1 protein-coding gene is annotated in these 12,694 nt (G+C 46.5%); it reads left to right on the top strand.

Features of this window, described 5'->3' with window-relative positions; genetic code table 11:
* Window positions 1-26 precede the first annotated feature (26 nt).
* Entirely contained in the window at window positions 27-12,635 is a 12,609-nt protein-coding gene (locus Q1A08_RS00865; protein ID WP_299768336.1) for a retention module-containing protein, read from the top strand.
* Window positions 12,636-12,694 lie beyond the last annotated feature (59 nt).

Below are 12,694 nucleotides of genomic sequence, written 5' to 3'. Positions count from 1 at the left end.
GCTTTGATCCGAAGGGGGATTCTTCTGTGTCAAATATTGCTAACAAAGATGCTGCTATAACACCGCAATCTTTTCAACAGGAAGAAAAAGTTGTTGGACTAATCAGCGCCATAAAAGGCCGAGCTCATACCCAAGCCACAGGGCATAAGCAGGCTCTCAAAGTCGGCGACAAGGTTGCTATTCAATCGCACTTAATCACTTCAGACGAAAGCGCCGTCGCTGTCCGCTACCAAAGTGGCGGTGGTGCAATTTTAGGCTCAAATCAGAATGTTAATTTGGCACGACTCAATCAAACTGGCGACGCTCCTAAAAGTGAGCAGGATGAAGAGTTGGACTTTGAAGCACTTGAGCGTGCCATCGAATCAGGCTCGGATTTGAACGAGCTGCTACCTGCTGCTGCCGCTGGCGGTACAGCCTCAGCTAATTCTTCAGCAGGTACAGTCGGAATTCGCTTTACCTTCACCGCCGAGCAAGTTTTGCCCAGCGCTGGCTTTGAAACAAACAGCCTCGAAGCTCCCCAAGTTTCGCTATTCGACGAAGCCTCCCCTAGTAATCAAGCCCCAGTTGCCGAAGATGAAATATTTTCAGCCACCGAAGATACCATCGTAAGCGGAAATCTTTTAGCAAATGATAGCGATGTAAATAACGACCCATTATCTTTACTTGATTTTAGTGTGGCTGGCAACAGCACTCCCTACCAAGCGGGTGAGACCGCCCAAATTCCTGGTGTAGGTCAAATCACTTTAAACAGTGATGGCAGTTTTGAATTTATACCCAATCAAAACTATAACGGCCCTGTTCCTAATATCAGCTATACCATTAGTGACGGCAGCCTTACTGATACCGCCCAGTTGATTATCAGTGATATTCAGGCAGTAAACGATGCCCCTATCGCCGTCGATGACGAGGTAGGCCTTCCTGAAGATGGCAGCATTTCAATATCCGTATTGCAAAACGACGTAGATCCGGACGGCGACGGTATTGAGATAGTAAGCGTCGGTGAAGCGGAAAATGGTACGGTTACGATTGATCCAGAAACTGGAAACCCGATTTACACGGCCAATGAAAACTATGTTGGTCCTGATAGCTTTACTTACACCATTACTGATCCCGATGGCTTGCTATCAACGGCCGTTGTAAGAATCACTGTTGGACCGAATCAGAATGATAGTCCTATTGCTATAGACGACCAACGCTCTACGGCCGAAGATACGCCGATCAGTATTAGTGTTTTAAGCAATGACTCAGACCCAGACAACGACCCATTAAGTATCCAAAGCTTTACCCAAGCTGAAAATGGTAGTGTTAGCTTGGACCCTAATACCGGTGAGCTAATTTATACCCCCAATCTTAACTTTGTTGGAAGCGATAGCTTTAGCTATACCATTACAGATCCAAGCGGTGCCACCGATACCGCTGTTGTTACGATAACCGTCGGCCCGAATATTAACGACCAACCTATTGCTATCGATGACAATATTACAACCCCAGAAGACACCGCCATTACAATTTCGGTTAGGGATAATGATAGCGACCCAGAAAACGATCCTTTAACCGTTACAGCCATTACCCAAGGTAGTAATGGCAGTGTCAGTATAGACCCTGTGAGCGGTAACCCGATCTATACACCAAACCTGAATTTTGTCGGAATCGATAGCTTTACCTACACCATTACAGATCCCAATGGCGCCAGCAGTACAGCGACAGTTACGGTAACCGTAGGCACAAATGTTAACGATACTCCCATCGCTGTCGATGACAGTAATAGTATTGATGAAGACGGTACGCTAACGGTTAACGCTGCCGACGGGCTACTAAACAACGACAGTGACCCGGATATTGGCGACAGTATCTCTGTTATTTCGTTAAACGGTCAAAGCAATAGCACCGGTGTGGCAATTGCCGGCAGCAACGGTGGTTTATTTGTTATCAACTCAGACGGCAGCTATAGCTTTAATAGCAATGGCGAATTCAACCAACTTGCTTCGGGAGAAACTACCACCACCGCAATCACTTATACCATCAGTGACTTAAGTGGTGAGACAGCGTCAGCTGTATTAACTATTACGATTACTGGTAGCAATGATACACCAAGCCTAAGCGCCTCCACTTCTAATCAGAATAACCTCGACTTAGATAACAATATCAGCCTAGATATTAGCGGAAACTTTTCAGATATTGACGGTGACAATCTCACTTTCAGCGCAACAGGCTTACCGGCTGGTTTAAGTATTTCATCGGCCGGTGTTATTACGGGCACGATCGACAATAGCGCTTCACAATTTGGCACGGCTCCGAATTTGGGTGCTCACAGCGTAACGATTACGGCTCAAGACCCCGATGGTCAAACCGTTAGCGATACTTTTATCTGGCAAGTTAATAACCCTGCTCCAACCGCCACAAATGATACAAATAGCACCCAAGAAGATGTGGCCGTAAATGGTAACGTTGCCAGCAATGACAGTGACCCGGATGGAGACAATCTAAGCTACAGCCTTGTTAACAATCCAAGCAACGGCACAGTTGTTTTAAATAACGACGGCACTTACAGCTATACACCTAATGCCGACTTTAACGGTACTGACAGTTTTAGCTATGAAGTTGACGATGGCGAAGGCGGCACAGACCAAGCCACTGTGGTGATTACCGTTACTCCGGTAAACGATGCCCCAGTTGTTGATAGCGAGATCGATGGCCAAAACAATAACGACGCTGATGTCGGAATCAATCTAGACATCAGCGGAAACTTTGACGATATCGATGGTGATAACCTTACGTTTAGTGCAATAGGTTTACCCGCCGGTTTAAGTATTTCAGCGGCCGGCGTTATTACGGGCACGATCGACAATAGCGCCTCACAATTTGGCGCAGCCCCCAACTTGGGTGCTCATACCGTGACGATTACGGCTCAAGACCCCGATGGTCAAACCGTCAGCGATACCTTTATTTGGCAAGTCAATAACCCTGCCCCAACCGCCACAGGTGATACAAATAGTACGCAAGAGGATGTGGCCGTAAATGGCAATGTATCGACCAATGATGCTGACCCCGATGGAGACAACCTAAGCTACAGCGTTGTTAACAATCCAAGCAACGGCACAGTCGTATTAAACATCGATGGCACTTACAGCTATACACCTAATGCCGATTTTAACGGCACTGACAGTTTTAGCTATCAAGTAGACGATGGCGAGGGCGGCACAGATCAAGCCACTGTGGTGATTACCGTTACCCCGGTAAATGATGCCCCAGTTGTTGATAGCGAGATCGATGACCAAAACAATAATGATGCCGATAGCGGTATTAATTTAGATATCAGCAGCAACTTCGCCGATGTTGATGGTGATAATCTTACGTTCTCGGTAACAGGCTTACCGGCGGGTTTAAGCATTTCAGCGGCCGGTGTTATTAGTGGCACAATCGACAATAGCGCATCACAATTTGGCTCAGCTTCGAATTTGGGTGCTCACACCGTAACGATTACGGCCCAAGATCCCGATGGCCAAACCGTTAGCGATACCTTTATTTGGCAAGTGAACAACCCTACCCCTAGCGCCACAAATGATACCAACAGCACCCAAGAAGATGTCGCAGTAAATGGCAATGTATCGTCCAACGATACCGACCCTGATGGTGACGACCTAAGCTATAGCTTATTAAGCAATACCAGCAACGGCACTTTAGTGTTTAACAATGATGGCACATACAGCTATACACCCAATACCAATTTTAACGGTACCGACAGCTTCACTTATCAAGTAGACGATGGCGAAGGCGGCACAGATCAAGCCACCGTGGTCATTACCGTTACTCCGGTAAACGATGCCCCAGTTGTTGATAGCGAAATAGATGATCAGAACAACAATGATGCTGATGGCGGCATTAATTTAGACATCAGCGGCAATTTCGCCGATATCGATGGTGACAATCTTACGTTTACCGCAACAGGTTTACCGGCTGGCCTAAGCATTTCTTCTGCCGGTGTTATAAGCGGTACGATCGACAATAGCGCCTCACAATTTGGCACAGCCCCCAACTTGGGTGCTCATACCGTGACGATTACAGCTCAAGACCCCGATGGTCAAATCGTTAGCGATACCTTTATCTGGCAAGTTAACAACCCTGGTCCTGAAGCAAATAATGACAGCAACAGCACCCAAGAAGATGTGGCGGTGAGTGGCAATGTATCGCCCAACGATACCGACCCCGATAGTGACAACCTAAGCTACAGCCTTGTTAACAACCCGAGCAACGGCGCAGTTGTATTGAATAGCGACGGTAGCTACAGCTATACACCTAATGCCGATTTTAACGGCACTGATAGCTTTAGCTATCAAGTAGACGATGGCGAAGGCGGCACAGACCAAGCCACTGTGGTGATTACCGTTGCCCCAGTAAACGATGCTCCTATTGTTGATAGCGAGATCGATGACCAAAACAATAATGATGCCGATAGCGGTATCAATTTAGATATCAGCAGCAACTTCGCCGATGTTGATGGCGACAACCTTACTTTTACCGCCACAGGTTTACCGGCGGGTTTAAGTATTTCAGCGGCCGGTGTTATTACGGGGACGATCGACAATAGCGCCTCACAATTTGGCTCAGCCCCGAATTTAGGTACTCACACAGTAACGATTACGGCTCAAGACCCCGATGGGCAAACCGTTAGCGATACCTTTATTTGGCAAGTGAACAATCCTGCCCCTAGCGCCATAGATGATAGCAATAGCACACAGGAAGACACGGCCGTAAATGGTAACGTAGCCGGCAATGACAGCGACCCTGATGGTGACGATCTAAGCTATAGCCTATTAAGCAATACCAGCAACGGTACAATAGTGTTTAACAATGATGGCAGCTATAGCTATACACCAAACGTCGACTTTAATGGTACCGATAGCTTTACTTATGAAATCAATGACAGTGAAGGGGGTATTGATCAAGCGACGGTATTAATTACCGTTACGCCAGTCAATGACGCTCCCATCGCCAATGACGACTCCGCAATTACAGGGCAAGGGCAAGCTGTTACGATTAACGTCGTCACAAATGATACCGATATTGATAGTGCCAACCTCTTTGTTAGCCACATTAATGGTACCGCAATTAGTGAAGGCCAATCCGTAGCGATTATTGGTCAAGGCAGCATCAAACTGGAATCCGGCAATCTTGTCTTTACGCCTGATGCCAACTTTATGGGCGAGGTGAATTTTGATTACACCGTCAGTGATGGAAACCTAAGCGATGATGCCAGCGTAGTTATTAACGTTATCGCTGTCGATATCAAAGATGATAGCGGCAATGATGATGTGATCAGCAGCATCGATGATTTGACTCAAACTATGATCAGCGGCCAAATCCCAAGCGGCGGCAGCATTACGAGTTTAAGCATCAACAGCTCAAATGGTGGCAGTATCAATGTACCATTGACGAGCATTACTGTTAATTCTGACGGTACTTTCTCAGCGATCGTCGACACGAGCAGTTTAAATGATGGCGATCTAACGATTTCTCTTAGTGCTAGCGATAGTAATGGCGCAAGCGCAAATAGCACTGATCAAATATTAAAAGATACGGTTACCACTGTATCTATAGATCCGATTACGATTAATGAAAATGGACCCAGCACCATTAGCGGCAACGGCGAAGCTGGCGCTAACATTGTGATCAGTGCGAACGGAGTCGTCCTAGGAAATACAACAGTAGACGGTAATGGAGTTTGGACATATACAACTCCGACAGTGTTAGGAGAAAACAGCGATTTAATCAGCGCCAATGCTACTGATATCTATGGTAACACTAACAGCGCTGAGCGTAATCTTCCCCGTCTCGCTATCGATGATGAAAATGGTGCAGATGATGGCCATATAACCGTTGATGAAGCAGCCTTAGCCGAAGGCTCTGACCCCAGCCTCACTACAGAAAGCGCCACTGGTGAATTTACCTTAACCGTCACCCCAGATAGCTTAAACAAAATCACCGTGGGCGGAACCGATATTTTATCGGCCACACTCAATGCCGTATCAAACGCAAGCCCGGCTAGCCACATCAACATCAATACGCCTCATGGGCGTATCGTAATTACCAATTTTGATCAAGCAACGGGAGTGGTCAGCTATCGCTTCGATTTATTAATTGCGCAAAACCACGGAAACAGCGACGCCTTAAACGACCCTATCACTATATCGGTACAGGACGATAATGGGGATATTCGCAACGGTACACTGAACGTTAATATACTTGACGATCAAGCGAGCGTAAGCGGGGATGGCAATGCCAACGTTGAAGAAGGTGGCAATAGTGTTAGCCACAGTAGCAGCGGCCAAAGTAACTTAATAGATAATGATATTGAAGGCGCCGACGGAGCGAGAATATACGATTTCGAGTACCTCGATCAAAATGGCGTTAATCAAAATGCAACGGTTACCGCCGGCAGCTCCACTACTGTGCAAACCCAGTATGGTAGCCTACAGGTATTCTCAGATGGTCGTTGGAACTACACATCCAACACGGTTACTCACAGCTCAGATGGGTTGACAGAAAGCGAAAGCTTTTCTTACCGACTTATTGATGGCGATGGCGATATCTCAAGCAGTAGCGCCGATAAAACCATCATTATCAGCGACACTGCGCCCAGCTTTGGTGCTACGATTTCTGGCACTGTTAACGAAGCCGGCTTAAGCAGCGGCACTAACCCTGCCGGTGTAGCCACTTCGGTTTCCGGCAGTCTCAATTTGACAACAGCTGCAGATGCTGTCGACACACAATTTGATAGTCAAATCATTGCAAATTTAGAAGCACTCAACTTACAGTCGGGCGGGCAAGATTTAAGTTATTCTCTCAGTGCGAACGGGCACACACTTACCGCAAATGTAAATGGCGAAACTGTATTCACAGTACAGTTGAATAACACCGACAGTAATAGTGCCAGTTACGAGTTTGCGCTGAGTAAAGCCATCGACCATGATAGCAGTAGCACGCCTATTTCTATCGACTTTGCTCTAAGCGTAGAAGATGCTGACGGAGACAGTGACAACAACACGCTAACAGTCATTATCAATGATGACATTCAGATCGAATCCATTAATCACACAATCAATGAAGATTCCGGAACCCAAGTTTATAACACCAATGCCGATGCGACCCAAGCCAATACCAGCATCACCATTAATCCTAGCTTTGGCACGGCCAGCATTAATGCCGACGGCAAGCTAGTCTATACCCCTAGCCAACATTATAGCGGCACAGATACCTTAACTTATGTCACCCAAGAGCCAGGTGGCATTAGCAACACCGTCACCGTTACCTTTACCGTTAACCCACGCGCTGACAGGCCCAATTTGAGTCGTGATGTTGCCACCAGCTTTAGCGATGAAGACAGTATCGTAGCGCTAGGCTTCGGCTTACCTCAATTAGTCGACACTGTTGATCAAAACGGCGGCGCTGCTAATAGCGGTGACAATCCAGAACGTTTGGGTGAAATTTTACTTCGCTCAATACCCGCCGGTACAAAGATACTTGATGGTAGCAATGGAAATTTTGAGTTACTGACCAGTACTGGTACAGACATAAAAATTGCGATTGTAGATGGCAGTGGCGATCTACAGCCTTATATGCGCTCCGATATATCTGGTAGCGACATTTTGTTTTTGACTGAAGCGCAATTTGAGCAACTAGCCCTGCTTCCGCCAGCCCATAGCGGTACAGATTTTACTGCCCGTCTAACAGCTACCAGCTGGGAAGTGGATGATGCCGGCACGCCTCTGGTGCCTGACAGCTCAGCGACAAGAACCTTAAATAAAAATTTCGACATTCAAGCGGTTACTGACCCTGTAGATATCAAGATCAATGGTTCGGATACTAGCCACAATGCCACCATTGACGAAGATGCTCCCTTAGATCTTGCCGCCCTACTGAGCAGCAGCTTTCAAGATTTAGATGGTAGTGAAAATCGTAGCATTATTATTAGTAACCCCGCGGGTAATGACGACATTATCGTCAATGGCACAGTAGTCAGCGCTGGCAATAGCATTACCATCAGTGCACCCGGCCTAAGCAGTGACCCAAGCAGCATACCAGCGATAACGATAGCCGGAGCTCCTAACTTTAGTGGCGATCTAAGCGGCATCAATATCCGCCTGCGCTCGATAGATACAGACAGCGATAGCTCTGGTGCTATTAATGAAGAAGACGATTCCGTAACGCTAAATCTCTTTGTGAATCCAGTCGCCGGTGACGTAAGCATAAACGATGCCAGCGGTATCGAAGATAGTCCCATTCAGTTTTTAAGCAGTCTTACCGTCACCGATAGTGGCAGCGGTACAGAAGTGATTGACGGTATCACCCTCAAAGCACTGGCTAGCGGCTGGGTTTTAAAAGATGCCGCTGGCAATACTGTATTTACCGGAGACGGCAGTAGTAATTTCAGTATCAGTAACACCGATATTGCCAGTGGAGATTTCGAAGACTACAGCTTACAAGCTCCCGCCCATTCAAGTGCTGATATTTCTTTAGAATTGGATATTAGCAGTACCGATAGCAATACGGTTAATGGACTTATCGTCAATGACAGCAAAACGGTTACGCTAAACCAAGATATCAGTGTCACCCCTATTGCTGAAAATACCACAGATGATTCTGATCAAAACAGCAATGCTGATTTTACCATCACACCCGGACACGGTTATTCAAACAGTGCACAGGAAGATATCTTCTTCAACTTAAATAGTGATGGTTTTGCCTTGGCAGACGACTGGAGTAATGAAGACAGTGACGAAGCTGTTTTCGCAATGATCACTATTGCTATTAACAATAGCAACGCCCTCGCCCTTGGCTCAGAATTACGCTTTATTAATGCGTCTGGTCAAAGCCAGACCATAAGTTATGATGGCTCTCCTATAGAAATTCCGCTGGCTTCATTGGCCAGCTTAGAATACAAGGCGCCTAACAATATTGCAGGCAATGTTAGCTTACATATTCAAGGTAAGACGGTTGACCAAGATGTCGATAGCAGCGCGACATCCACCGATATTTCCGGTAACGCTAACTTAAACTTTAGCGTTGATCCGGTTGCCGATAGCACTTCCTTAACGGTGCGCCCCGCACAAGGCAATGAAGATACGCCAATTGCTTTGACCATTCGCCCAAGCAGCAGCGACGAGTCTGAAACCTTTAATATTAATATTAATGACATCCCGAGTGGCGCACAGATAATTTATGACGGCAGCCCCCTCATCATCCTGGGTGGATCAATTACCATTGTCGATTTCGATCAAAGCAAGCCTTTGTTTTTTGTACCTCCTCAAGATAGCAATGCCGATCATATTTTAGAGGTTGAAGCCTTTTCAGTAGACACCGAAGGCCCCATCAGTGATACCTCACCGATTGTCACCCTGCCCCTTAATGTGACCGTTAAAGGCGTTGCTGACCCGGCTAATGTTGTAGTGACAACGCCAGAGGTTTCAGAGGTAACGCTCGATAATAACTCTGGAGAAATAGCCTTATCTGAAGTGGTAACAACGGCCTTAACGACAGATATTGATGATTCGGAAATACTTTCATTAAAACTCACAGGTCTTGATTCGGAATTTGAACTAATCGGTGCAATACCACTAGGAGGAAGCGGAACTTCACGCAGCTGGGCCATAGACCCCAACAAACTGAACGATATTAAGCTGGTCGTACCTGAGAACTACAGTGGCACACTTAACTTTAATTTAAGCGCTACAACGACTGATAATGACGGCGCCACGACAACAGGGTTACTGATACCAACTTCTGTTATCGTCACACCTTCGCCCGAAGCTCAAATTAATGTCGAAGCGAGCCTAAATGAAGATACTCTCGCCCTAATGGACTTTAGCGTACTGCATCAGAACAATGATACGGATGAAGTGCTAACATCCGTATGGATTGATGCAGCCGTTCTTGCAGCCAGCGAACTGCAGCTATTTAATGGTAACGGTATCGATATACCCCTAGCTGATAGCCAGCCTGGGGTCATTCTTGAAGATGGTTATTTTAAGCTCACTCAACCGGCCCTAAACAATATTTATGTTAAAGGCAGTGACAACTATTCTGGTAACCAAAGCTTATCGATTCTATTTGAAATAACTGATCCTTCAGGCGATGGCAGCGTGCCGAGCACTACTGTACAAAGCCCTGCCAATTACAGCTTCGGGATTACAGCGGTTACGGATGATATTGATGCCGCCATTAGCAGTGTCACTATCGCAGACCCAAGCAAGGCTAGCTTTTCTGGTAACACTGTTACCGCTACAGCGAATACTAGCTTTACAGTGAGTGTGGTTATCGAAAAGCTGCCCGATAGCGATGCTAATAACAATGCGGATATTGATGGCAGCGAAACGCTGCAGCGCCTAACCATTGACAATGTACCTATTGGGGTCAGTGTCGAAAACGGTGTTTATGTAGGCAACACTGATGGCAACCCTGATACAGCACAATGGATTATCGAAACCAGTGCAAGTTTTAACTCTGCCACCATAAGCCAGGAAATCGTCTTTGTTCTTGACGGAAATGCCGATAAATTGGCCAATCTAAATGAAACCATTTCTATCACCGCTATTACTGTAGACGAACCTTCGACGGCAATAAGCGAAACCGTAAACTTGGTGATCAGCACCGACGTGAACTTCGATGATAGTGATGCCGATGACGATGAAGCCGCCGATGTTAATCAGTGGCAATTTACGGATACACCGCCAACAGTTAACGAAGATAGCAGTGTTAGCCTTGCCGATATAATTGATGCAAATCTAGGTGTGGCCGGTAGTGATTTCTCAGTCACCCTAACCAACCTTCCACCAGGTACTCAAGTTAGTGGTATGACTCTAACCAGTGTAGATGGTGTTAACGTTTGGACGGCTGATGGTGTAGGCAGCGATGCCGAGCTGCAGGCCTTGCTAGCAAGTATCAGTATTACGCCACCGGCAAACTTTAACAGCAATATTGGCAATCTTACGTTTAATGCCAGCTTAACCAGTTATGCACCTGGCGGTGAACGCAACGACAGCAGTACTCTGGTTGACCAAGAAATAACACCAGTCAGCGACCCTACTCTCGTTGAAGTAAATACTTCAAGCGGCCAAGAAGACGCCGCCAGCAATTTCACCATTAGCTTAAGTAATACAGCCGATGGCGCCAGTGCCAATATAGTTGACAATAGCCTCTATATCGCCGTCGATGAGAGTAATATAAACCCTGCAGGTAGCGGCACCCTGAGCCATGAAGGGACAACGCTTAGTTTGCAAGCAGTTAGTGGAGTACCTGGCGTACCAGATGGCCAGTACTACATTATTGATAATGTCAGCAGCGCTAACGAAACTCTGAATTTAAATTATCAAGCCCCTGCAAACAGTCATGGGGATGTGAGCCTTCAAGCTTTTGTGAACAACCAGCAAACTGGCGCCAGTAATATTGCCAGCAGCCAAAGTGAGGTTGCCGAACTTGAAATAGCGCCGATAAACGATGGCTTTGATTTGACGGCTAGCAATATCAATGGCGCTGAAGACACAGAGATTGAACTACAACTTGGTGGCAACGGACTAATCGATAATGACGGTTCAGAAATTGTCGATGCGGTCATTCTAAGCGGCCTACCCGATGGCTTTATTGTGAAGTATGGCGCCGATGCCAGCTCAGCGCAGATCGCCAACAATACCGGTGATAATGGCAATAACAACAGCTGGGCAATTCCAGCTATAGGCAACAACCTCCCTGCATATATAGCCATTTTACCACCAGAAAATTGGAGTGGCTCACTCAACAATTTACAGGTCGGTGTATTGAGCCGCGAGCAAGGTCTGCCACCTACACTCAGCACTGCCAACTTTGAACTCATTGTTGATCCCGTGGCCGATGGTTTAAGTATTGCACCAGCGACCTCTTTCGGTAACGAAGGAGAATTGATTCCATTGCAGCTCAACCCCAGCCTGCTGGATACCGATGGTTCAGAAACTATTAGCTTAACGCTAACAGGGTTAGGCGAGTATGCGGCCTTTTACAGTCAAGGCCAGCTACTTAATAGTAGTTACGATCAAGCGACGGACAGATATACCTTAAGTGGACTAACTGAGGATCAATTGAACGACTTAGGTCTTATTCAATCTGCCAATCACTCTGGAGCTATAACCGTAACGGCATCAACTCAAGATGGTAGTGACACATCGGCAAATGTAAGCAGCAGCGCCACGATCAATATCAGCGCCGTTAACCCTAGCGCGAACGATGACAGCCTGCTCTATGACGGCAACGCTATGGATGCTGGAGACGGTGAAGACACTTTGATTTTGCGCTTAGGTGAAGATATTGATTTCAGTAATATTGCCAACCTCAGCAACTTTGAAGTCATCGATCTTATGCCCAATGATCAAGACCACAATCTTGTCGCTATTAGTTTACAAGACGTGCTCGACATCACTGACGGCAATAATGTTCTAATCATCAAAGGTGATGACGGCGATAGCATAAGTTTTGAGAACGGTTTAAATGATACATGGACAAGTGTTGCAGGCACCGGCAGCGATGCTGGTTATGATATCTATACCAATAGCGCCGACCCATCAGTGATTGTGAAGGTGGAAACGGAAATTGTCGATACGATTATTTAAGATTATCCAATAGTCACCCTTGAATTGGCGGAATGGCTTAGCTGTTCCGCCTTTTTTTG

Origin of the sequence: uncultured Pseudoteredinibacter sp. (assembly GCF_947500695.1) — a bacterium.
Lineage (GTDB): Bacteria > Pseudomonadota > Gammaproteobacteria > Pseudomonadales > Cellvibrionaceae > Pseudoteredinibacter.
Note: the sequence above shows the minus strand (reverse complement) of the source record. Positions and strands in the feature narration are given on the sequence as shown.